General features: G+C 58.0%; 22 protein-coding genes and 1 tRNA gene. 17 read left to right on the forward strand and 6 right to left on the reverse strand.

The annotated features are described in order from the left end of the window. Positions 1-59 precede the first annotated feature (59 nt). The 3 genes from JAO77_RS02300 to JAO77_RS02310 all read right to left on the reverse strand — a co-directional run bounded on the left by JAO77_RS02300 (position 60) and on the right by JAO77_RS02310 (position 2671). Positions 60-701, reverse strand: coding sequence for a hypothetical protein (locus JAO77_RS02300; RefSeq protein ID WP_198988654.1), 642 nt, complete (start codon positions 699-701; stop codon positions 60-62). Positions 702-786: 85 nt separating this feature from the next. After that, positions 787-2049: a site-2 protease family protein gene (locus tag JAO77_RS02305; protein WP_370549522.1), complete on the reverse strand. Its 1263-nt coding sequence runs from the start codon at positions 2047-2049 to the stop codon at positions 787-789. After that, complete coding sequence (locus JAO77_RS02310; protein WP_198988655.1) at positions 2000-2671, reverse strand: HAD family hydrolase; 672 nt, start codon at positions 2669-2671, stop codon at positions 2000-2002. The genes JAO77_RS02305 and JAO77_RS02310 overlap by 50 nt, the downstream gene beginning before the upstream one ends. Before the next feature lie 115 nt (positions 2672-2786). Here JAO77_RS02310 and JAO77_RS02315 point away from each other — a divergent pair. The 8 genes from JAO77_RS02315 to JAO77_RS02350 all read left to right on the forward strand — a co-directional run bounded on the left by JAO77_RS02315 (position 2787) and on the right by JAO77_RS02350 (position 7049). Further along, positions 2787-2860, forward strand: a tRNA-Ile gene (locus JAO77_RS02315). Positions 2861-3191: 331 nt separating this feature from the next. Further along, positions 3192-3605 (forward strand): hypothetical protein, encoded by a 414-nt coding sequence (locus tag JAO77_RS02320; protein WP_198988656.1) that lies wholly within the window; start codon positions 3192-3194, stop codon positions 3603-3605. 149 nt (positions 3606-3754) lie between these two features. Continuing rightward, positions 3755-4447, forward strand: coding sequence for a GAF domain-containing protein (locus tag JAO77_RS02325; RefSeq protein ID WP_198988657.1), 693 nt, complete (start codon positions 3755-3757; stop codon positions 4445-4447). Positions 4448-4672: 225 nt separating this feature from the next. Then, entirely contained in the window at positions 4673-5191 is a 519-nt protein-coding gene (locus JAO77_RS02330; protein ID WP_198988658.1) for a PAS domain-containing protein, read from the forward strand. 6 nt (positions 5192-5197) lie between these two features. Then, complete coding sequence (locus tag JAO77_RS02335) at positions 5198-5392, forward strand: hypothetical protein (protein WP_198988659.1); 195 nt, start codon at positions 5198-5200, stop codon at positions 5390-5392. Between the two features lie 21 nt (positions 5393-5413). Continuing rightward, positions 5414-5707: a sensor histidine kinase gene (locus tag JAO77_RS02340; protein WP_198988660.1), complete on the forward strand. Its 294-nt coding sequence runs from the start codon at positions 5414-5416 to the stop codon at positions 5705-5707. Positions 5708-5899: 192 nt separating this feature from the next. Then, positions 5900-6247, forward strand: a complete 348-nt coding sequence (locus JAO77_RS02345; RefSeq protein WP_198988661.1) for a hypothetical protein — start codon at positions 5900-5902, stop codon at positions 6245-6247. A 352-nt stretch (positions 6248-6599) separates the two neighbouring features. After that, positions 6600-7049, forward strand: a complete 450-nt coding sequence (locus tag JAO77_RS02350) for a hypothetical protein (RefSeq protein WP_198988662.1) — start codon at positions 6600-6602, stop codon at positions 7047-7049. A 622-nt stretch (positions 7050-7671) separates the two neighbouring features. Here JAO77_RS02350 and JAO77_RS02355 read toward each other — a convergent pair. Beyond that, positions 7672-8751, reverse strand: a complete 1080-nt coding sequence (locus JAO77_RS02355; protein WP_198988663.1) for a TlpA disulfide reductase family protein — start codon at positions 8749-8751, stop codon at positions 7672-7674. Positions 8752-9371: 620 nt separating this feature from the next. Here JAO77_RS02355 and JAO77_RS23960 point away from each other — a divergent pair. Together JAO77_RS23960 and JAO77_RS02365 are read left to right on the forward strand one after the other, a co-directional pair. Then, complete coding sequence (locus tag JAO77_RS23960) at positions 9372-10838, forward strand: TlpA family protein disulfide reductase (RefSeq protein ID WP_235998182.1); 1467 nt, start codon at positions 9372-9374, stop codon at positions 10836-10838. Positions 10839-11126: 288 nt separating this feature from the next. Beyond that, a complete protein-coding gene (locus JAO77_RS02365; protein ID WP_198988664.1) occupies positions 11127-11498 on the forward strand; it encodes a hypothetical protein in 372 nt (123 codons plus the stop codon). Between the two features lie 194 nt (positions 11499-11692). Here the strand turns inward: JAO77_RS02365 and JAO77_RS02370 are convergent, their stop codons facing one another. Beyond that, on the reverse strand, positions 11693-12046 hold the full coding sequence (locus JAO77_RS02370; protein ID WP_198988665.1) for a DUF6249 domain-containing protein: 354 nt from the start codon (positions 12044-12046) through the stop codon (positions 11693-11695). Positions 12047-12143: 97 nt separating this feature from the next. Between JAO77_RS02370 and JAO77_RS02375 the strand changes: the two genes are divergently transcribed. The 3 genes from JAO77_RS02375 to JAO77_RS02385 all read left to right on the forward strand — a co-directional run bounded on the left by JAO77_RS02375 (position 12144) and on the right by JAO77_RS02385 (position 13585). Further along, positions 12144-12728, forward strand: a complete 585-nt coding sequence (locus JAO77_RS02375) for an RNA polymerase sigma factor (protein WP_198988666.1) — start codon at positions 12144-12146, stop codon at positions 12726-12728. Beyond that, the gene (locus JAO77_RS02380) at positions 12725-13063 is read left to right on the forward strand and encodes a hypothetical protein (RefSeq protein ID WP_198988667.1); all 339 of its coding nucleotides are present in this window, start codon (positions 12725-12727) and stop codon (positions 13061-13063) included. Before JAO77_RS02375 ends, JAO77_RS02380 begins: the two co-directional genes overlap by 4 nt. 159 nt (positions 13064-13222) lie before the next feature. Then, the gene (locus JAO77_RS02385; protein WP_198988668.1) at positions 13223-13585 is read left to right on the forward strand and encodes a hypothetical protein; all 363 of its coding nucleotides are present in this window, start codon (positions 13223-13225) and stop codon (positions 13583-13585) included. Positions 13586-13736: 151 nt separating this feature from the next. Here JAO77_RS02385 and JAO77_RS02390 read toward each other — a convergent pair whose 3' ends face one another. Further along, positions 13737-14855: a Gfo/Idh/MocA family protein gene (locus JAO77_RS02390; protein ID WP_198988669.1), complete on the reverse strand. Its 1119-nt coding sequence runs from the start codon at positions 14853-14855 to the stop codon at positions 13737-13739. A 602-nt stretch (positions 14856-15457) separates the two neighbouring features. On the opposite strand from JAO77_RS02390, the gene JAO77_RS02395 reads away from it, so the two are divergent. The 4 genes from JAO77_RS02395 (at position 15458) to JAO77_RS02410 (ending at position 20589) form a co-directional block, all read left to right on the forward strand. Next, a complete protein-coding gene (locus JAO77_RS02395; RefSeq protein ID WP_198988670.1) occupies positions 15458-15670 on the forward strand; it encodes a hypothetical protein in 213 nt (70 codons plus the stop codon). Between the two features lie 554 nt (positions 15671-16224). Then, entirely contained in the window at positions 16225-18243 is a 2019-nt protein-coding gene (locus tag JAO77_RS02400) for a BCCT family transporter (RefSeq protein ID WP_198988671.1), read from the forward strand. 241 nt (positions 18244-18484) lie between these two features. Next, positions 18485-19789 carry an esterase-like activity of phytase family protein gene (locus JAO77_RS02405; protein WP_198988672.1) on the forward strand — a complete coding sequence of 435 codons (1305 nt, stop codon included), beginning with the start codon at positions 18485-18487 and terminating at the stop codon, positions 19787-19789. Between the two features lie 191 nt (positions 19790-19980). After that, entirely contained in the window at positions 19981-20589 is a 609-nt protein-coding gene (locus tag JAO77_RS02410) for a GDSL-type esterase/lipase family protein (RefSeq protein WP_198988673.1), read from the forward strand. The last annotated feature ends 11 nt before the right edge of the window (positions 20590-20600 follow it).

Here is a 20600-nt window from a genome sequence, read left to right on the forward strand (position 1 = left end):
CAGCCTGCCGCAGGCAGGCGTATCCGTTAAAGCCGACAAATCCGTTTGAATCTGCGGTCTTAGTTGACGTATAGGGGCTCGAGCCGCTGGCCCATGCTGCGGATGGTGCGCTCCGACACGCGGCCCGTGAGGCGGGTGTTCAGGGTGCGAGCCTCGGCGGCGCTGAGCACGCCTAGGTCGCGCAGCCACGCCACGCGGCGCAGCTGCGGCTCAATGTAGCCCAGTGGGTTGATGGCAGCGTACTCTTGCCGCAGGTAGTTCTTGGTGTGGGCGTCGAGCTTCTGGGTAAAATCGCGAAACTGCCGGCGGTCGCGTGGGTGGTCGGCCAGTACCAGCTGCAAGCGGCCGGTGTGCAAAATGGCTTGGTGCCACCAGTTGTGCAGGCCATAGAGGAAAAAGGCGACCAGCGCCGCCCCCAGCCCAAACGCCCAGAACCAGACATCGTCGGGCAGCGGCTGGTCGGACGCTAAAAAAGGCCTGACCCAGTGCAGGCCCACGTAAATAACGCCGCCTAACAACCACAGCAACTGGCGCTGCGGCACAGTATTGCGGTACTCTAGACGAATAGGAAGTAGTTCTTCATAAGGTATCTCGACGGCGATATCGACTTGCCCCCGGCCATCGCGCTGGCTTACAAAGAAGCCGTGCTCACGCACTGTAAACTGAGTAGAGCGGGTAAGCTGACTTTGTTGAAACTGCATAGAACAATAAAAATACGGCACAAATGCACGCCCCCGCCAAGCATCAAGGCCGTGCCAGGCCCGAAAAGCCTAGCTACAGCTAGCCCTAGCGCAGGCCCGCAAACGGCGACGGCGAAAAGCACAGCACAAACAGCAGCACCATCGTCCAGCCCAGCACTTGCCGACCTCGGCTCAGGGGGCGCTCGTCGGGGGTGCTAGGGTGGTAGATGCCCGACATGCGGCCCAGCAGCAGCCCAAACAAGAGCCAACCTGGCTGTCCCTGCGCGGCGGGCCACTGTGTAGCCACCGCTAGCTGCCCGGCCCACACCAGCGCCCCCAGCGCCACCACCTGCCGAGGCTGGGGCAGCGCCTTGCGAAATACCAACCACAGGTACAGCGCGTAGGGCGCTGCCCCATACAGCCAGGTGTGCCAGCCGCTGCGTAGCGAAAATAGCCCTAGGCCCGCGTAGAAAATGAAGCTGACAAACAGCAGCCCCGATAGCCGCCCCGCCCGGCGCGGCCCCAGCAGTCCGTACAGGATGTGCCCGCCATCGAGCTGCCCGATGGGAATGAGGTTGAGGGCCGTAAAAAACAAGCTCAGCTCTCCGGCCACCAGCACCGGGTAGTGCAGCAGCTCGTTGGGGTGGGGGAGGCGGGCGGGGTCGGCCAGCCAACGCTCGAGCAGCTGGTACAGCAGCGGGCGGCTCAATGTGAGGCCCGCCTCGCCCTGGTAAGCTCGGGCATAGTCAGCCCCCAGCGGAATAAACTCGGGGTGAATGTGCTGCACGTAGGCCAACGGGTCGGGTAGGTGCGTGAAGCCGTAGACCAGCACGCCCACTGCCACCACCAGCCCCGCCAATGGCCCGGCCAGCCCAATGTCAAAAAACTCGCGCCGCGAGTAAATAGCCTCCCGAATGCGAATGACCGCCCCAAACGTACCTAGGCCCAGCGGAAACGGGATGTAGTAGGGCAACGACGTGCGCACCTTGTTGTACCGCGCCACAAAGTAGTGCCCAAACTCATGCACCGTGAGCACCCCCAAAAAGGCCAGCGCGTAGGTCAGCCCCCGGCCCAGTTCCTCGGCCCGCACCGCCGCTGGCAGGCTAAACACCGAAAAGTCGATGAAGTCGAGGCCGCCCCGCGTGAGGCTGACGCCCGCCAGCACGGTGGTGGCAAGCGTCAGCAGAAATAGCCCTAGGTGGATGGCGGCGGTGCGCAGGCGCGAAGGTGGCCGCTCGTAGCGCCGAAACAGGCGCTGCCCCCAGGCCAGCGTAGGCGGCGCGCTGGCATCGGCCGGGAAGCCCCCTAGGGGCTCGTCGTCAGGCGGTGGGGTGGGTAGGGAATCCGGTAAATTCTTGGGGAAAGACACGCAGGGCTTCGGGCAAGGCAGTGGTAAGGGTGAGCGGCGGCGCCAGGTGCAGCACCCGCAGCCCCAGGCGGCGGGCCGTGACAATGTGCTGCGGGCTGTCCTCAATGAATAACGTATCGGCGGGCTGCCAGTTCATTTCGCGCAGCGCGTGGTAGAATATCTCCTCGCCCGGCTTGCGGTGGCCCACTTCCTGCGAGTAGAACACCCGGTCGAGGCAGTCGGCAATACCGTTTTTGAAGCCGTACTGCTGGGCCAGACGGCGGTTTATTTCGGTAATGTGCAGGGCGTTGGTATTGGAGAGCAGCGCCGTGGCGTGCCCCGCCCGCCGCAGCTCACCAATGAGCGCCAGCCGCTCGGCGGGCACGTCAAGCAGCAGCGCGTGCCAGGCGGCGTCTATTTCGTCGTCGGTGGCGTCTAGGTCGTAGAGTTGGCGCAGCCCATCGCGAAACTCGGTGGCCGAGATTTTGCCGGTTTCGAGCAGGTCGAACAGCTCGGCCTGGCTGGCCTGGCTGTACTCGACGGTGCTGCCCGCCCGGCTAAGGCGGCGAAAAGCGGCAGGGGTGCGGTCGTAGTCGATGTCGATGATGACACCACCAAAATCAAAAAGCAGGTTGGGAAGCATGAAGGTGAGCGGCTGATTGCCGGCCCGCAAAGTTCGGTTATTGAGCCATTGGCTGCACCAGAAATAAAAATCTGCCGTACCTTTGGGCCAATAGCTACGCCCTCGGGCTAGCTTGGGGCCTATAGCTCAATCGGTTAGAGCAACTGACTCATAATCAGTAGGTCCTTGGTTCGATTCCAAGTGGGCCCACGAAAAGGCCCTTAGCAATGCCGCTAAGGGCCTTTTTTATGTTTTGTACCCAGGTGATTGCTTCTTAGTGTGACTGCCGCTTGAAATATGGCCTACTTCTCGCTACCTAACAAGTCGACAACACAGGGGCTGTCGCTCATAGTGCGCAGCCAGGCCCACCGCGATATTGCTTATCTGCCTACTGAGCCCGTGACGATTCGCCCCTGATACGCATAGTAAAAGCCCCGCTCAACCCGGGGCTTTTCTATTTGCCCAACCTAAGCCCCCACGCAAACCTCGGATACCCCACCAGTAGTGCCTCATCGCGGCGGAGCTTTTATATTTTCACGCTATGAAACACTTGCTACTATTGAGTGTACTCGCACTGGGTGTTGCTGGCTGCAAAAAAGGGGAACCCGAAGGGCCTGACCCTTTCCTAGGCCACTGGCAAGCTGACACCATCGACTATACCATGACCACCCCCCGTGGTGTGGTCGAGAAGACCTTTTCTGTTAAGTATAGCCAGACGCTGGATGTGACAGACACGACTATCACCTTTACCAATGTTCCTATAGCAGGCGGCCCCCTGCCCACTTCCAGCTCCTTTACTTACACGCGTAATGGCGAAGAGCTGAAGATGACCAGCGGCGTCTGGCCTGCCGCCGAAATACGCGTGTTGTCCTTGACGCCCACTAGTTTCATTTATCAGGACAAGCAGATCAGTCAGGGCAGCTACATCATTACTCGTATCCCATACCATCGCTAGACCCCACGCAAGCCCCTAACACTCCGCCAGTAGGAGAGAGACAACAAAAAGCCTCGTATCCACGGGGATTTTTTTATATTTGGAGCAGAAGAATGCTCGAGTGCTATTCTATTGTATTATACTTATTTATAGTTGTTCAAATGCTAGTTATGTCTGCTGTGCATGCTCCTGAAGCCGAGCGCCTTGCCTCCCTGCGCCACTACGATGTGGTACCTTTTTTGCGCGAAGACGTGTTTGAGGAATTTGCGGAATTGACGGCGCGCATCTTCAGCCTGCCCATCTGCCTCTTCAACCTAGCCGACGCGCACCATATCACCACCGAGGCCTGCTATGGCCTGCCCGACGTGATGCCGCAGCCCCGCGCCGAAGCGCTCTGTTCCTCGGTAGTCGCGCAAAACCAGGTCGTCGTTTACCACGACCTAACGGCTGCTACTCCCACGCCCACCGATGCTGTAGCCATTCAGGCTACCTTAGCTAAGGGCATTCGCTTCTACGCCGCCGCGCCCGTGCGTCTGGCAAACCAGCACTGCATCGGCACCCTATGCCTGCTCGACCAGTGGCCCCGCGAGTTTACTGCCGAAGAGCAACACGTGCTCCAGTGCCTCGCCGACCTCGTAAGCCAAGCCATTATGATGCGGCACCACTGCCACACCACCCCTGGGCTGGGACAAACCCACTGGCAGGCGCTGCACACCCACCTGCATGATGAAGTCAGCGCCCTAGGGGCCCTGGTGCGCTATTTAACCACGCGCTACGGCAATACAATTCCGGTTGCCGAAGAGGTCTTGCATCTAGTGCTCAGGCGCTTGGCTGACCTGCGCGTCATCTTACAGAAAGACTAGCAATGTTGCTGCCGCACATTCCTCAAGCAACAGAAAGGCCCCGCTCACCCCGGGGCTTTTTGTGGCCCAGCTGCGCCCCTAGCAAGCGGAAAGCAATACTTTGCGGACTTCTTAAATTTTATGTGCGGATAGACCAACCATGCAACTGCTAACTTGTTGAGGGGGCGGCTCACCCAGTAGCTAGCAACTGCTACCCGGCTTAGGTGCGCCGCAATTCCCCCACAAATGCAGGACTATTCTTTACTAAGCCCGCTGATTGAGCGTGGCAACACGGTTTATTTTGTATGCGACCTACCCCAGCGCCGGGTAGTGCAAGTAAGCAACTCGTATCAGCAGGTGCTGGGCAGTAGCGGCATCGACCCCACGGCTGACTTGTCGCAGTGGGTGAGCCGGCTGCACCCCGATGACTGGCAGTACCTCTGCCGAGAGTTCGCCACGGTCCAGCCTGGGGACTTGCTCAGCGACAAGGAAGTGCGCATCACCTGGGCCGACGGTAGCACCCACTGGCTGTCCGTGCAGGCGGACTGGGTATTCGGCCCAGGAGGCCTGCCCTACCTGAGCGGGCAGGTGCAGGACGTGACAGCAACTAAGAAAGTGGCACTGAACGCGCAGAAATTCAGTACTAAGAAAGATGCGACGTTCGAAATTCTTTCCCACGATTTGGCGGCGCCGCTCGTTAATGCCTGGCAATTGAGCCTAGTGCTCAAGGATATCCTGGGCGGGCAAGCCAGCGCGAAAGTGTAGCACGTATTGCAGTTGCTCGAGCGCACCTGCGCGCAGGGGGTAGCCCTTATCCGCGACTTCGTGGACACCGAGTTTATGGAATCGGCTAACGTAGACCTACGAAGAGAGCGCGCCGACCTGGACGCTTGGCTGCTGACCATTATGGAGGAATACCAGAACTCAACCTGGCATACTAACCTGCATTTTAGCTATGAGCCCTGAGCCGAGCCGGTGTACGTAGAAATGGACATCAATAAGTTTCAGCAGGTAATTAATAACCTAGTGTCCAACGCCATCAAGTTTACGCCCGACAAGGGCCGCATCACCGTGCAGTTGACGCGACAAGGGCAACAGGCCGTAATAACGATAGCGGATGATGGCGTCGGCATCCCAATCCTTATGCAGCCTGTGCTGTTCGATAAGTTTACCAAGGCCCGACGCCCCGGCATTCGAGGCGAAAAAACGACTGGATTGGGTATGTCCATCATTCGGACCATCGTGGAGTTGCACCAAGGCGATATCTCGTTCGAGAGTTAGGAAGGACAGGGCTCCACATTCACTGTCTGCATACCCGCCCTACCGCAGTAGGTCTACGCCAGCCTACCTATGTATGAATAGAAGCCTCTTGCTATAATATTAGATTATTGATTGATTTAGCACGACTATTAAAAAACAGTAACTAGCTTTAAGTTAGCAAAGTCATTGTAGCAGCTTATTTTTATTATTCCTTTGTATAGTCATACTTCTACTGCATCGACCCCCGTCTTCTTTGAAAATACCATTGGGCGGTTATCTGTTCATCCGCTAGGCCACTACATTGGCATTGAATACCATAATGTCACGCGCCGCGCGGCTGAACTGCACACGTTTCTGGTGCAGGCAGACCAGTTACTTGCCCAGTGGGGCTGGGATAAGCTGCTAACCCCCCAGATAACCATGCTCGACTTTACGGCGGAGGAATTACAAGACATGTGTGCCCATTGGGAAAGAGAAGGGTCTCAGCGCCCAGCCCTGCTACACGGCTCGCTGTTATTACCACACAAGGTATTCGTCTCGCTTTCCCGCCAAACAAGCTAGGGCCGTTTGCTGCGTCTTACCTGCTAGAAGTAAAAGCCCCGTTCACCACGGGGCTTTTTTAGTAGCATTTAGCCAAATAACCCCTACTTACTGGTGAGCTCTGGAGTGCACTGAGTTTGGATAGTCGAACGCAGAAGGGCCTAAACATTAAATTATTAAGGTGCGTTAATGTTAACAGGATTTTATTATTTTATATTATATAAATACTAATCGCTATAAGTTCAGCTCACTTCTTTGCCTATTGGCTGAGCTTACATGATGAGTAGTCATCGGCCTCTTTGCCTAGTAGTTAGCAAAGCATGCCGAGTGAGCTTATCTGCTATTCTTTATCTACCACCCTTTCTTTCCTTCCATGCTACCTAACAATCTCCTTTTTCCCTCCGGGGGCCAGTGTGCCCTAGCTTACGATAAAGCCGAGGGTTGGCTACGTGCCGTTTGGACTGGCTACATCAATACTGAGCAAGCCATGCAAGGCGCTCTAAATTACTTGGAGCAGGTCGGCCCGCTGCACTGTCTTTACCTGCTCAATGATAATGTGGGGCTACAAGGTCCTTGGTTTGATTCTACGCAGTGGCTGGGGGCAGTTTGGCTACCCCAAGCGCAACGCCTGGGGCTGCGCTACGTGGCGCACGTCGTGCAGCGCGATACCCACACCGACATTTTGACGCTCAAGTACCCAGGTCATCATACTGTTGACGCGGTAGAACTACAACTTTTCTACGATGTGGCCACGGCCGAGGAATGGCTGCGCAGCTGCCAGCAGCCAGCTAGTTCGGTAGGTTCTCAGGTACCGCTGCCTTAAGTTGGTAGTTAAGACCCGCTCACCACGAGTTTTTTTCTAACACTACTAGCACCCGGTGCTAGTTTGCCGGGCTTATGGAATACACCTTCCGCCAAGTGCTCTCGCGTCCGACAAAGAAGGCCGCTGCCGCATCGTCCTCGATGTGACCTGGGAGGGCCAGCGTTAGAAGATGCCTACAGGCGTGAGCTGCTTACCCGAGCACTTTCAACCCGGCGCCAAACGCGTCGTTAATCCTAAAGACCCCACGCGGCCATCTACAATGCCAAGCTGGCGCGCTGGTCGATAAAGCGCTTAACCATATGGACTAAAAGCATAAAACAGCGGAAAGGATAGCCTAGGGTAGGGGTGCCCTGTGCAAGACAGGGCCGACGTATGCCTTGCGGCATCTGCCCAGTGCCCCCAACGGGTAGCCGCCCCATTGCTTAGCTTTTTCTGCTTTACTGGGTCTAACGGGGGTATTCTTATGCGAGCAGGACCCGCAGAGCAGCTTCCAAGCACCTCCCTCTCCAGCGCTAGGTAGCCGATAAACGAGCCTGCCTGGAAGAACTAGACTAGAGTGCCCGCCTTTTAGATGCCTTCCACTTGCGACGAAGGTCGTGCTGCTGCTTGCCCTCCCCACTACTCATTGCAGGCCCGCTGCAATGGCCTGCTGCAGCGCGGCCATTTCGTCTTCGCTGTAGCCTGTCTTTTTCAGGACCTCGTTGCCTACATTATCCGTTAGGATGAGCACTGGAATGGCCTGCAGACTGAACTGCTGCTCGACCTGCAGCCGCTGGTCCTGAGCCATGACCACCTGGGGCCAGCCCATCTGCTCCTCCCGCAGGGCTTTGCGCCAACTAGTCACGTCTTTGTCGATTGAAATACTGGTCATCTGCAGCCCGTTGCCGTGGAAGGCGCGGTAGAGCTGCTTGAGGGCAGGAATCTCTTGGCGGCAGGGACCGCACCAACTCGCCCAAAACACTAACAGGTTGAGCTTGGCCTTGGGGTTGAGAATGCCATGCGCCACCTGGCTCGTGTCGGCCAGCACGAGATTGTGATAGGGGGCACTGGCCTCCTTTCGGGTCACAAAGTAGGTGCGCAGGTCTCGCCCAATGCCAGAAGTTTGCACTTGGGGGGCGAACAGAGCGAATAAGTCGGCCAATTCCTGTTTCGAATAGTTTTCCTTGTCCTGCGCAATGCCTTTAAGCAGAAAGTAGGAGGTGGGATGCTGCTGGACCAGGCTTTTGAAATAGTGCAGTCTAGCTGGTCGCTGGGCGGGGTCGCGCGTGGTGATATAGCCAAAGCCCTTGTTCATCCATTGCTGATAGAGCTCATTGTCTGGGCCGGCCTTTATCGTCAGAAAGCCAGTTGACGCAGGCGTCAGGTCGCCGGTGATGTGTGCGCCTTCCGGCCCTAGGAAAAAAGCACTGGTGGCGCTCACCGTCTTGCCCTGCGATTGGGACGCATTCAAATAGGGTAAGTGCCGAATATAATGCCAGTCTTTTTGCGTGCTATCGGGGTAGTGAATACTGGCTAAAAAGGGCACGAACGCCGAGTCGGCCGCGAGCTCAAAGGCAAAGTGGCCATTGGTCACGAGGGCCGAATCGACCACGCGTTTCGAATCGTAGGCATCGGTCAGATAGACTTTGCCGGTGGTCAGGTTCTTGACCACGCCTTCTACCCGGATGGGATGCGCAGCTTGGGTAGGCTGACAACTAGGCAAGGCGAGCAGCAAGCCGCAAACAGTTGCGAGCAGGGAAAGTCGCCACTGGCCGGCTAGCCATTGCGAAAGAGGGGGAGCGTAGAGTGCCATACGGAAGCCAACCAATCGAAAAGACTCTGCCCCAGACGAGTACCGCTAGGCGCTAGCGCAAACGTAGCAGGATTTGCTAGCACTACCAAAGCTTCCTGTAGACAACCCCAAACGGTGCGCCTTGCTGATGCCTGCCTAGACGGAATAACTCCAGTAGTTTTCGCGGGTCTAGAAGGGGGCAGCTGGGGTAGGTTGTGACCCTGTCTTTCGGCCCTCACCTTAGCCTAGGGTCAGCACGCTAACCGGTTCGTAGCGGCGCGTTCCTTCGCCAAGTCCGCCTGGGAGCTTGACTAGCGGCGTCGGTAGGAGCGCATGTAGTGTGCATCCGCTTGCCAAGTTGTTCATACCAAGATATTTTCGCTATATTGACCAGCAGTTTACCCCCTGCGGGGCGACGGGTGGGTCGGCTCCGACTTGGCCAGCCGCTTCGCGCGCTAAATGGACGGATGTTGGTCACCTCGCCCAAGCGTCAAGGGTCCGCCGCTGGTTGCGCCCTCAGTTTTCTCCCACCCACTTTTCTTTTCTTGCGCATGAAAACATCTTTCCTGGTTAGCGGGTCTGCCCTAGGGATGCTCGCCCTGCGTGGCTTATTGGCCACCGCCTCGCCCGCCCCGCCCCTCACGGTGCTGAGCGGGCACCTCGCCCACGCTCCCCAGGCCGACTCGGTTCGCCTGCAGGTCGGTTCGCGCCGGGTCGCGACGGTGCTGAGCCCCGCGGGGGAATTTCGCCTTGAGGTGGCGGTGCTACCTGAGCCCCAGCAGGCGACCTTCTCGTATGGCGGCCAGCGCACCACGCTCTGGCTAAGCCCCGGCGACCGCCAGCACCTGACCCTGGACTTTCCCAAGTTTGACGAGACGGTGCAGTACAGCGGCCGGGGGGCGGCCCTCAGTAACTACCTGGCCCGCGCCAGCTATCGGTTCGCGTACGATATTCCCGGCCAGGTGCCGGTCCCGCGCAATCACCTCACCCTGCAAACGACCCCGGCTGAGTTTGTGCAGCAAGAAACGGCCTACCAGCAGCAGCAGCAGGAGTTCCTAACGACCTATGCCCAGGCCCACGGGCTGCCGAAGGCCTTCGTGCGCGACCAGCGGCAGATTCTGGCCTTGCAGGGGGGCCAGGACTGGCTGGGCTTCATCGGCTACTGGCACTATCTCCATCGCGACGACACCCCGGCGCAAGCCCTCGTGCTGCCCGCGACGTACTTCGACTTTTTACCCGCCTTGCGGCTGCCGCAGCTCGTGGCCCACCCTAGGGCGGCGACTACGCCCCTGGTCACGGAGCTCCTCTATGGCTACAACAACCGGCTGCTGCCGAATGGGCCCCTGAGTACCGACCCAGCCGAGATAGGTCGGCTCTACGCTGTGGCCACCGCCGACTTCGGGCCCACGCCCGCCCGCGACCAAGTAATGTATAATCTCTTAACGTCTAACGTACTGCAAAATTTCCCCAGTGTACTGGCCGCCTACCCCACGTTCAAGGCACAGAACCGCGACTCCACTTTGGCGCGTGAGCTGCGCCAGCAGGTGGTGGTCCGGCTACCTTTTGCGGCCGGCCAGCCGGCGCCCGACTTTACGCTCCGCGATAACACGGGTAAGGAGGTATCCATGCGCGAGCTGCGGGGCAAGGTGGTGTACCTCGACTTTTGGGGCACGTGGTGCGGCCCCTGCATGTATGAAATGACCAAGCATAGTCACGCCTTGAAGGAACGCTTCCTGGGCCGGGACGTGGCCTTCGTCTATATCTCGGTGCGCGATACGCAGGCGCAGTGGCAGCAGGTGTTGCAGCAAGAGCGATTGACGAGCGCTAACAGCGTGCACCTGTGGGCCCCCGATAGACAGGTCGCCCAACTCTACCAGGTGCCCTACTACCCCTGCTACTACTTAATTGGTCGCGATGGCCGCTTCGTGGAGGCGTACACCACGCTGCCGTCGGATGGCGCGAAAACCGTCGCGGCCATTGAGGCGGCGCTCAACGCCCCCGCCAACGCCCCGCGGTAGTTCGCAAGGCGCAGGTCAAGAGCCATTGCCTTTGCTTATCCCGTGCCTCCTGTGCTTCTCCTCTTTTCACCGAGTGGCTTTACCATGCAGCGAGACTTTCATCCGTGTTTGACAGCTGACTTGCGCTGTTCACGAGCTAACCATTGAGTTCTGCAACAGCCTCGCCCATTTTGTGGCTTAAGTGCAGTATGTACCCTTACAGCCCTTAAAGCGACTTTTTACCTCTAGTGCAACCTTGCTCCTTCTACGAAGGCTCTCTACGATGACTTCCCTTCACCCATGTCTAGTATGAGAACCCTTCTACTTTGTTTGTGCGCCTGCCTCTGTTTGTTTTCCTGTAAGAAAGAAGATCCAGAAGGCATTTTCATTCGCGTTCGCAATGCTAGCCAATACCCGCTGGAAAACATTGTCTTTGTCGATAACCCACAACATACCTACGGCGCCTTAAGCAGTGGTCAGATTTCAGATTACCAATCTTATGCAAGAGCTAGTTATCTGCCTTCCGTTACTGTGACTGCGCAGGGTGAAGAATTGCCGCATATAAACATTAACGATATGCCTGTGGCAGGATTGGAACCTGGTCGTTATACATATGTGCTAGACGTAATCAAAGATAACAGAGGAGGAAATCGTCTAACGGTCAGCCTTGAACAACCCTAGTAAAAAAAGCTTGTGCAGGCGTCGAAACCCATAAAGTTTCGACGCCTTTTTTTGACTATATTTTTCTCTAATTCATGGGGCTCCACATAGCTTTATGGCTAGAGCTTAGGTAGTATATCTCATTCAATAAAAGAGAGTGCCTCATAGAAGAGCAAAAAAAAGGTGGTTGAGAAGGCGGCTCGCGGCGGGGTGAGCTAACGGGTAGTGGTGGCGCGCAGCAAGTAATAAGCGGCGACCAAGCTCAGGCCCGCCCCAAAGAAGACGGTGGCCGGGTACACGTAGTTGTGCTCGCCCACAAGCTGGGTTAGCACGGCCCCGCCCGCAATGCCGGCCGCGAGGCCCAGGCTCAGCACGCCCAGCAGCAGCAGCAAGGGCAAGTAGCTGCGCGACCGGACAAATGCGGTGGGGTCCAAGCCCTTCTCGATTAGGGCTAGGCGTTCACGCGAGCGGGTGGTGAAGTAGTAGTAGGCAATCCCGAACCCGGCCAGGCACAAGCTGATGGTGAGGGGGATGGTAACTGGGACGAGGGCTTCGAGCGAGTGGTCCATAAGGGAGGAGGGTAGTAGTTTGCCCCTTAGACTCGGAAAGAGCGCGCGTGGTCACACGGTGTGACCACGCGCGCTCTTTCCGAGTCTAAGCCTGCACATGGACTTCTTTCAGCCCCCTTCCGCCGACGACCTCCTGCTGCGGCAAGCCGGCCAGGGTCAGCCCCAGGCCCTGGCGCAGCTTGTGCAGCGCTACCAGGCCCTGGCCTATACGGTGGCCCTGCGCGTGGTGAGCAATGCCGAAGATGCGGAAGAAGTCGTGCAGGACGCCTTTCTTAAGGCCTTTGCGGCCCTAGGGCAGTTTCAGCGCGCGGCCAAATTTTCGACTTGGCTCTACCGCATTGTCTATAACACGGCCCTGACCAAGAAACGAGCGCAGGGCCGGCCCCGCGAACTGCCGCTCACACCGGCGACCCCGGAGCCGGCGGTGACGAGTGGCGACGGCTGGGCAGCGGTGCGGCAGGCTGACCAGCAGAAATATCTGGCTCTGGCTTTGGCTCGCTTACCCGCGGACGATGCGCTGGTGCTCACCCTGCACTACCTAGGCGAGCAAAGCATTGCCGAGATTTGCGCCATCCTAGGTAAGAAAACTTCGGCCGTTAAAATGCAGTTACTTCGCAGTCGCCAGCAGCTGGAAGCGGCCCTGCTGCAACTCCTTCCTACCGAACATCAGCACCTGCTATGAGCCAGCGCCCGTCTTCTGCCCCCGACCCGCTCAAAGCGCTGCTGCAAGCGCAGGGCCTGCAACAGCCCTCGGCCACTTTTACTGCCGCGCTCACGCGCCAAGTGGTGGCCCGCTACGCTGCCGCCCCAATCGCGCCTTACTCGGCTGGGACTTGGCTGGGCAAGGCGATTCTGCTTGTGTTGGGGAGCTTCTTGGGACTCGTTATGTACCTGCTACCCCTCGCTAAGGGGGGCGTCCTGGCGCCCTCCCTCACCGCCGCCGTGCTGGGCCTAGGGGGCATGCTCTGGGTATTCGAGCACGCGCGCCGGCCTCAAAGCAAGCTTGGCACGTCTTGATGAGCTTCGGTTAAATAATTTGAGTGAGGACGGCAGGCGTAGCGTCGTTGGTCTTCGGGCAAGCCGTGGCTAGTAGTAGTAATGCACCTATGGTAGTGGCGCGGGGTGTTTTGCTGGCCGATACGGGTGTAAAGGCGCCCTAGGTAGTTACTTTCACGCATGCTTTCTATCCGCTTCACTAGTTGCCTAGCAGTGGTGGTGTATGTGCTGGCTTCCAGCCTAGCCCATGCCCAATCCACCACTCCCCCTGTTAAAGCTCGCATCCAATTGGGCCGCTGCGACCAGCAGGTGGTGTATAACCTGCCCGCTCAGCGCTTCGACCAAACCGCCCAGGCTATCGCCCGCGCCACGGGCTGCTTCATTCGCTATCCCGATAAGTCCCTAGTCAACGTGCCCGTGCAGCCGGTGCGCGGCCGGCTCACGCGCCGCCAAGCCCTGCGCGTGGCGTTGCGAGGCAGTGCCTTACGCATCGTGCGCGAAACGCCGAACTTGATGGAAGTCGCGCGCGTGCCAGTTCCCTAGGCGTGCCGCAATGATGAGCGTAGTACATAAACGCAAGGCGTTGAAGCGGCAGTTGGACAGTGTTCCAACCAGTCACTTCAACGCCTTGATTAACTAGTAACAGCTGTGCCAGCCTGCACCTAATCTATGTAGGGACACAGCACCACATAAGCTAGGAAGCCGACTGCGGAATGATACTAATCATGTCGTCCTCGCTGGGCTCTTTAGCGGGCTTCAAGTCCAGGGCCTGGTCGGGTTGCACCCGGCGGCGGCGCTGCACGGGGGGCAGGGCTATTGTTTGCCCTGTTTCCAGCGATTGCTCCACGGCGGCTAGCACGCGCATATCCAGCAGCCCTTCTTCACCATCGGCTTCTGGGTGGCGGTCGTGAAGGATGCAGTCGGAAAAGTATTGGGTTTCGTTGCCAAATTGCTCAACCGGCTTGAAATCATGTGTCTTACTGCCCTCTTCTGTTTTCTCAACATAGGAGATGCCCACCTTGGGCCCAAACATGAAACAGGGTGAGGCATAGACCGTGGCCTTGGTACCTATGAGGGTAAAGCTCTCAGCAGACGCCGTCGCATAGCTAACGGTAAACTGCGCGGTGCGCTCGCTAGCGAAGCGTAGGGTCACGGCCACCGTATCATGAAAGTTGAAGCCGCGCTCCGGCGTTTTCGTGCCGACGGCATGCACGCTGATAGGCTCTTCGTCGAAGAGATTGCGGACTGCGTTGAGCGGATAAGTACCCATGTCGGGCACCGGACCACCCCAATAGCCATTATGGCCGCGCGAATTAGCTTCCGCCACGTTCTGAGCGAATACGGAGGAGAAGGCCAGCAACTCGCCAAAGTCTCCGTTGTGGGCCCGCGTAAAAAGTTCTACATTGCCGGGCTCATGGTGCAGGCGGTAAGCAATCATCAGCTTAGCTCCGCTTTTTTGCTGCGCCGCCAGCATTTGCTCGGCCTCCGCTACGCTCGAGGCCATGGGCTTCTCGAGCAGCACGTGGATGCCAGCCTCCAGCGCGGCCACCACAAATGAAGTGTGCAGTGCATTGGGGGTAGCCACGTACACAGCGTCGATTTCGCCGGAGGCTAGCAGCGCGCCATATTCCTCGTATGACCACGCCTTGATGTCGTATTGGCCGGCCAACTCATCGGCCTTCACCGGGTCACCGGTCACGAGTGCTGCGAGCTCGGAGTTATTGGTGCGCGCAATGCCGGGCATAAATGCCTGCTGCGAAATCTGACCACCGGCCACAACGGCATAGCGGATTTTCTTTGTGTGTCCAAACATAACTACTGATTGTTGAGGAAGAAGGCCTCGCCGAAGCGGGCGAATCCGTGATATTTATGGGAATGAGCGCAGGTAGCTACGCGTAGCGCTTGCTGACAAAAGAGTTCGCTACCTTGCTTTTAGGCTCGAATAAGCCGCATTTGTAAATGCCAACTGCACTCGTTCCATAGTATACGTCACACCTAGGCGGGTGTTCCAGAACCTTTCCGCAACGGGTAAAAACAGCTAGGCCTGTAGTATAGGCCAAGAGAAATACAGTCTCCTCTTTGAAAAACCTAGGGCGAAGAGCAGCCCGCAAGTAACAGGTTTCAGCTTCATTAGAAGAGTACGCTGGTCAGAATGGTGGCAACAGCAACGAATAGATGCTGCCAAAGGGGAAATGCACAGCAAGCCCCAAACCCCGAACACCCCGCTAGTAGGGGAGAGGCGCGGCTCACCACGGGGCTTTCTATTGCTGCCGATTGCCCCTAGGCCTTAACGCGACTGGCTAGCGTTGTGAAAATTTGTCAGCATAAGCCGGCAACCGCAATCCAGTTACCCAAGCTCAACCGTAAGTGCGACGTTACGTACTTCGCACTTCTACTACCTTACCGCTCTCTACTATGAACGAATTAACTCTACTCATCCAGGAATGGGAAACTGACATTCAGCTGCTGGAAAGGCACTTGCGTCGCCTCGCTTCACAGGTAAGCGCTCCGCAGGCCCTAGCCGAGCGCCGTCGTCTACAGCGCGAGCTGCACCAGGCTCGCCAGGCCCAGGTGTTGCTCTACGACCTCTCCCACGTGCATGCAGGTGCTTTTAGTCTGGCCGCATAGCCGCCGCAAAAGCAGGGTAGGGTTATCAGACCATTACCAAAGCCTAGCTTAAAAAAAGCCCCTCTCATCGCGGGGCTTTTTTAATTACTAGCACCCGGGCCAACTTCGGGCTTGTTGTAGGGCTACGGCCGCCCCTATGTCCATGCTATCGAAAGCCAGCAGCCTGCCCGTAATAGCCGCCGCAGAGAAACCTAGGCGCGCGTTTGGCTATTGTAAAACAAGGGTTTGCCAAACGGTTATGCAGCGCGCAGCCAAGCGCCCGGCGTGTCGCAAGTAACTTCTGACGCTAACCACGAGGCGAGTGAGATGCTGCGCGGTGCTGGGCATGATAGACGGGGTGTGGATGGCTTTCTAAATAGCCTGGAAGCCCTGGATGTGCACCGCACGCTTGGCCCACATCCGGGCTTTTGTGTTTCCTAGGTGCTCTTTTTGCGGCGGCCGGGGGCCGGGAGTAGAAAGTGCCGCGGCTGTTGCTCTAAACTCGGCCTTCTAGCCCGGAACGCGTATAGCAGCAGGTGGGGGACAGACTTTCACGCTGCATCAACCGCAATACTATGGACAAACTAAACCAACTACTGGCGCAGACCACCTTCAAAAAAGGGATTATGGTGCCTAGCGTGGCCTTCATCTTCTTGGTCACTCTTTTGTCCAGTTTGTTTCCGCAGCTGACGGGTGCGGCGCTGGGGCATATTCAGCAGTGGATATTTACCAACTTGAACTGGGTGTATGTGTGGTCGGTAACGCTGTTTGTTGTTTTCCTCCTAGGTCTGGTTTTCAGCAAGTACGGCGCCATTACGCTGGGCGATGATGACGCGGTGCCGGAATATTCCTTTTTCTCGTGGGTGTCTATGCTGTTTGCGGCCGGCATGGGCATCGGGCTGATGTACTTCAGCGTGGCGGAGCCGGTATCGCACTTTTCGGACGAAGCATTCAGCGAGCTGTCGGCGGTGCAGCGCACTAAAAACGCGCAGCTGTACACCTTCTTTCACTGGGGCATTCACGCCTGGGCTATCTACGCAGTCGTTGGGTTGTCACTGGCTTACTTCACCTACCGCTACAAATTACCGCTGTCGCTCCGCAGCTGCTTTTACCCCATTCTAAAGAATAGAATAAATGGGGTGGCGGGCAATGCCATTGACGCGTTTGCGCTGTGCAGCACATTTTTTGGCATCACTACTACCCTAGGTTTTGGGGTAGTGCAGCTCAATGCCGGGCTGGTAGAGGTGGGGCTTCTGCACAGCACGGGCTTTGGGTACCAGATTGTCATTGTGGTCAGTATCATGGCCCTTGCTATTATTTCGGCTACCTCTGGTGTCGATAAGGGTGTGAAGTACTTGAGCCAGCTCAATATCATCTGCGCCGTGGCGCTTATGCTGTTTATTCTGGCGCTGGGGCCCACGGTTTTTTTGCTAGGGTCTTTTTCGGAAGGAATCGGCTACTACTTAGCTCAGTTTCTGAATATCACCTTCGATACGCACGCCTACGAGCCGGCGAGCCAGCCGTGGTTTTTTCGCTGGACCATCTTGTACTGGGCGTGGTGGATTTCGTGGTCGCCCTTCGTGGGGCTGTTTATTGCCAAAATATCGCGGGGCCGGACGATACGCGAGTTTATCATTGCCGTGCTGCTCATTCCTACCTTGTTCAACTTTCTGTGGATGACCGTGTTTGGCAACAGCGCTACCTGGCTCGACCAGACGGTGGCCGGGGGCGCCCTAAGTGCGCTGGCTGACAAGCCCGACGCCATACTGTTTAAGTTTCTGGCCTACTTTCCGGCTGCGGGCGTCAGCAGCACCCTGGCTACTAGCCTTATTTTCATCTTCTTCGTCACCTCCGCCGACTCGGGTGTTTTCGTGATGAACAGCATTGCCTCCAACAATGCGGAGAATTCGCCCAAGTGGCAGCTGACATTCTGGGGCGCGCTGCTGGCCTTGGTGGCGCTGGTGCTGCTCAATGCGGGGGGGCTGCAGTCGCTGCAAACCATGACGCTGATTACGGCGCTGCCTTTTTCGGTGATTATGCTCCTGTTTTGCTACAGTCTTATGAAGGGGCTGGTAGTAGATAACCACTACTATACCAAGGGCTTTTCGGTAGCGGCCAGCAACTGGTCGGGCGAGTTGTGGAAAGAGCGCCTCCAGCGTATTTTGTCTTCTAAAAGCCAGGAGGCGGTCGATGCCTTTATGCAGCAAACGGTGCAGCCAGCGCTGCAAGAGCTGGCTGCGGCCTTTGTAAGCAAGGGTACTACTGCTACGGTGCAGCGCACCACTACGCCGGTGGGCGTAGCCCTGACAATCAAGCACGAGCTGATTGAGGATTTTGTGTACGGAGTGCAAACCCAGTCAAAAACCATTTCCAGCTTCCTGGTGCAGGAAGACAATGTGCCGGACGTGAAAGGCACGAAGCGGTACATTCCTAGAACGTACTTTGGCGATAATCGGCCTGGCTACAGCATCGAGTATTTTACCCAAAATGAGGTTATTGCAGATGTGCTGAAGCAGTACGAGCGTTTTCTGGAGCTGTCTTCCGAAGTCAGGAACGAAATATTCACTGATACCACGCTCAAGCGCCGGAACTAAGTGCACTTCTGAGGTTTAGGGCGTCGCGGAGCAGTTGATGCTTGCGCTCATTGCTCCACTTGTGCGCATCGAGGCCATGCTATTGGCCCACGCATGGCGCCAGGCTGCCGCTGGCGAAGCTGTGGTTGGCTTTGGAAATCGTGGCTCGCCTGCCCCACGCAAAAGCGTAGCTTACCGGCAACACTGAGGAAATGCAACCCGCCGACTTTCGCGGCTTGGTTTTCTGCTCATTTCTCTCAAGATGCACAAGAAGTATTTGGCGCTGGCCCTGGTAGCGGCAGGCGCCACCGTGGCCAGCTGCCGCAAAGACGATGTAACGGCCGCCGTGGAATACCCAGCGTATGCCGAGGCAGGTAGCCCTAGGGTGCTTGCTACGGCCCCCAACGGCACGTTGCTGTACAACGGCGGCTTCGGCTCGTCTATAGCCCCAGACCCCAACGACCCCACGGTTTTCTACCTGCTCACTGACCGGGGCCCGAATGCGGCCGGCGTGGCGGCCAATTCCATCGTGTTTGGCAAGGCCGACTTCACACCCCAGATTGGCAAGTTTCGGATGAAAGACGGCCAGCTGACGCTAGAGCAAACCATCTTGCTGCAGAACGCGGCCGGCCAGCCCCTTACTGGTTTGCCCAACCCCGCAGGCCAGGGCAGCACCGGCGAAACGGCGCTGGGCCTCAATGGCCAGCTCCTAGGTACCAGCGCCGATGGCATCGACTCGGAAGGCCTGGTACTGGCCCCCGATGGCACTTTCTGGGTGAGCGATGAATATGGGCCGCACATCGCCCACTTCGACGCTACCGGCAAGCAGCTTGAGCGCATCAACCCCTTTGGCAGTGGACAGGGCGGGCGCACGCTGCCGCTAGTGCTGGCTCGCCGCCGCCCCAACCGCGGCATGGAAGGCCTCTGCCTCACGCCCGATGGCAAAACGTTGGTCGGCCTCATGCAGTCGCCGCTCTACAACCCCTCGTCGGCGGCGGTGGCGGGCTCCACGGTGCTGCGCGTCGTGACCTTCGACCTGGCCAGCGGCGCTACCAAGCAGTACGCCTACTTGCTGGACAACCCCAGCCTGACCGGGTGCAGCGAGGTGGCGGCCATCAGCAACACGACCTTTCTGGCCCTGGAGCGCGACGGCCTCTACGGCGGCAATTCGACATCGCCGGCTACTTTCAAGAAGGTATACAAGTTTGATTTGGCGGGGGCTACCGACATCTCCGATGCCAGCAACACCGCCGCGGGCAAGCTCTACGGCGGCCTCACCGTGGAGCAGCTAAAAGACCAGGCCGGGCTGACGGCGGCCGGCGTAGTGCCCGTAACCAAAACACCGGTGCTCGACCTGCTGGGGTCGGCCATCGCGCCGGTATATCCGCACGACAAAGCCGAAGGCCTTGCCCTTATCGGCAACGACCGGTTGGCCATCTCCAACGATGATGATTTTGGCGTGGTCGATAACGGCGCCAACGGCTTTGCGCCTAAGGTGCTGCCCGCCACCGGCAAGGTCGATGTCAATCGTATTTACTTCGTGAAGCTGCCCACGCCCCTGCGCTAGGCGAGCCAAACCCGAAGCCGCCGAGAAGTGTGCGAGTGCCAACTGGCCCGCCGCTTTTCGGCGGCTTTTTTACAGCCGCTAACGGTGCTCCTAGGTGCCACAAGATAAACCAATAGCCACGTAGGCATGATAGTTAGATAACCCAGCGGGGCGACCTTTGCTACTCACCCGACCTAGCACCGAGTACGTGTATGCAGTGGTACGAAGAGGAAGTGCAGCGCCTGGCGCAGCTGCCCGTAGCGGCGACCGAACGGCCCAAGGTGGTGTTCTACGGCAGCTCCACCTTTACCCGCTGGCTTGGCCTGGGGGGTGATTTCCCGCAGGTGCAGGCGATTAACCTAGGCTTTGGGGGCTCGACGCTGGCGGCGTGCGCCTGGTTTTTTGAGCGGGTGGTGCCCCGGCAGCAACCGGCCGCGCTGCTAGTTTATGCCGGCGACAACGACCTCGGCGACGGCCGCACGCCTGAGGAAGTGGTGCTGTTTTTTGAGCAGCTGGTGGCTGTGAGTAAGGCGCAGCTGGGTAGCATTCCCTTCTGCTTTGTGTCGATTAAGCCCAGCCCGGCGCGGCTCTACCTGCGCGAGAATATTCAGTATGCTAATGCCTGCATTCGGCAGCGCATCGCGGCCCTAGGGCCGCCCTACTACTTTCTGGACCTCTACCCGGCCATGCTCGATGGGGAGGGCAATCCACAACGCGCCTTGTACGAGGCAGATGGGTTGCACCTATCGCCGGCCGGCTACGCCTTATGGCAACAAGCCATAGCCCGGCAGCTCGGCCAGATGGGGCTACTGCCCGCCTAAAGCCGATACAA

The sequence above is a fragment of the Hymenobacter sp. BT559 genome (assembly GCF_016427535.1).
Lineage (GTDB): Bacteria > Bacteroidota > Bacteroidia > Cytophagales > Hymenobacteraceae > Hymenobacter.

Excerpts from the sequence above, each read along its gene's own strand:
- JAO77_RS02400 (WP_198988671.1), top strand. The coding sequence starts at position 16,225 with ATGGACAAACTAAACCAACTACTGGCGCAGACCACCTTCAAAAAAGGG.
- JAO77_RS02300 (WP_198988654.1), bottom strand. The coding sequence starts at position 701 with ATGCAGTTTCAACAAAGTCAGCTTACCCGCTCTACTCAGTTTACAGTG.
- JAO77_RS02365 (WP_198988664.1), top strand. The coding sequence starts at position 11,127 with ATGAGAACCCTTCTACTTTGTTTGTGCGCCTGCCTCTGTTTGTTTTCC.
- JAO77_RS02325 (WP_198988657.1), top strand. The coding sequence starts at position 3,755 with ATGTCTGCTGTGCATGCTCCTGAAGCCGAGCGCCTTGCCTCCCTGCGC.
- JAO77_RS23960 (WP_235998182.1), top strand. The coding sequence starts at position 9,372 with ATGAAAACATCTTTCCTGGTTAGCGGGTCTGCCCTAGGGATGCTCGCC.
- JAO77_RS02310 (WP_198988655.1), bottom strand. The coding sequence starts at position 2,671 with ATGCTTCCCAACCTGCTTTTTGATTTTGGTGGTGTCATCATCGACATC.
- JAO77_RS02410 (WP_198988673.1), top strand. The coding sequence starts at position 19,981 with ATGCAGTGGTACGAAGAGGAAGTGCAGCGCCTGGCGCAGCTGCCCGTA.
- JAO77_RS02395 (WP_198988670.1), top strand. The coding sequence starts at position 15,458 with ATGAACGAATTAACTCTACTCATCCAGGAATGGGAAACTGACATTCAG.
- JAO77_RS02385 (WP_198988668.1), top strand. The coding sequence starts at position 13,223 with ATGCTTTCTATCCGCTTCACTAGTTGCCTAGCAGTGGTGGTGTATGTG.
- JAO77_RS02380 (WP_198988667.1), top strand. The coding sequence starts at position 12,725 with ATGAGCCAGCGCCCGTCTTCTGCCCCCGACCCGCTCAAAGCGCTGCTG.
- JAO77_RS02405 (WP_198988672.1), top strand. The coding sequence starts at position 18,485 with ATGCACAAGAAGTATTTGGCGCTGGCCCTGGTAGCGGCAGGCGCCACC.
- JAO77_RS02320 (WP_198988656.1), top strand. The coding sequence starts at position 3,192 with ATGAAACACTTGCTACTATTGAGTGTACTCGCACTGGGTGTTGCTGGC.
- JAO77_RS02350 (WP_198988662.1), top strand. The coding sequence starts at position 6,600 with ATGCTACCTAACAATCTCCTTTTTCCCTCCGGGGGCCAGTGTGCCCTA.
- JAO77_RS02330 (WP_198988658.1), top strand. The coding sequence starts at position 4,673 with ATGCAGGACTATTCTTTACTAAGCCCGCTGATTGAGCGTGGCAACACG.
- JAO77_RS02370 (WP_198988665.1), bottom strand. The coding sequence starts at position 12,046 with ATGGACCACTCGCTCGAAGCCCTCGTCCCAGTTACCATCCCCCTCACC.
- JAO77_RS02340 (WP_198988660.1), top strand. The coding sequence starts at position 5,414 with ATGGACATCAATAAGTTTCAGCAGGTAATTAATAACCTAGTGTCCAAC.
- JAO77_RS02375 (WP_198988666.1), top strand. The coding sequence starts at position 12,144 with ATGGACTTCTTTCAGCCCCCTTCCGCCGACGACCTCCTGCTGCGGCAA.
- JAO77_RS02390 (WP_198988669.1), bottom strand. The coding sequence starts at position 14,855 with ATGTTTGGACACACAAAGAAAATCCGCTATGCCGTTGTGGCCGGTGGT.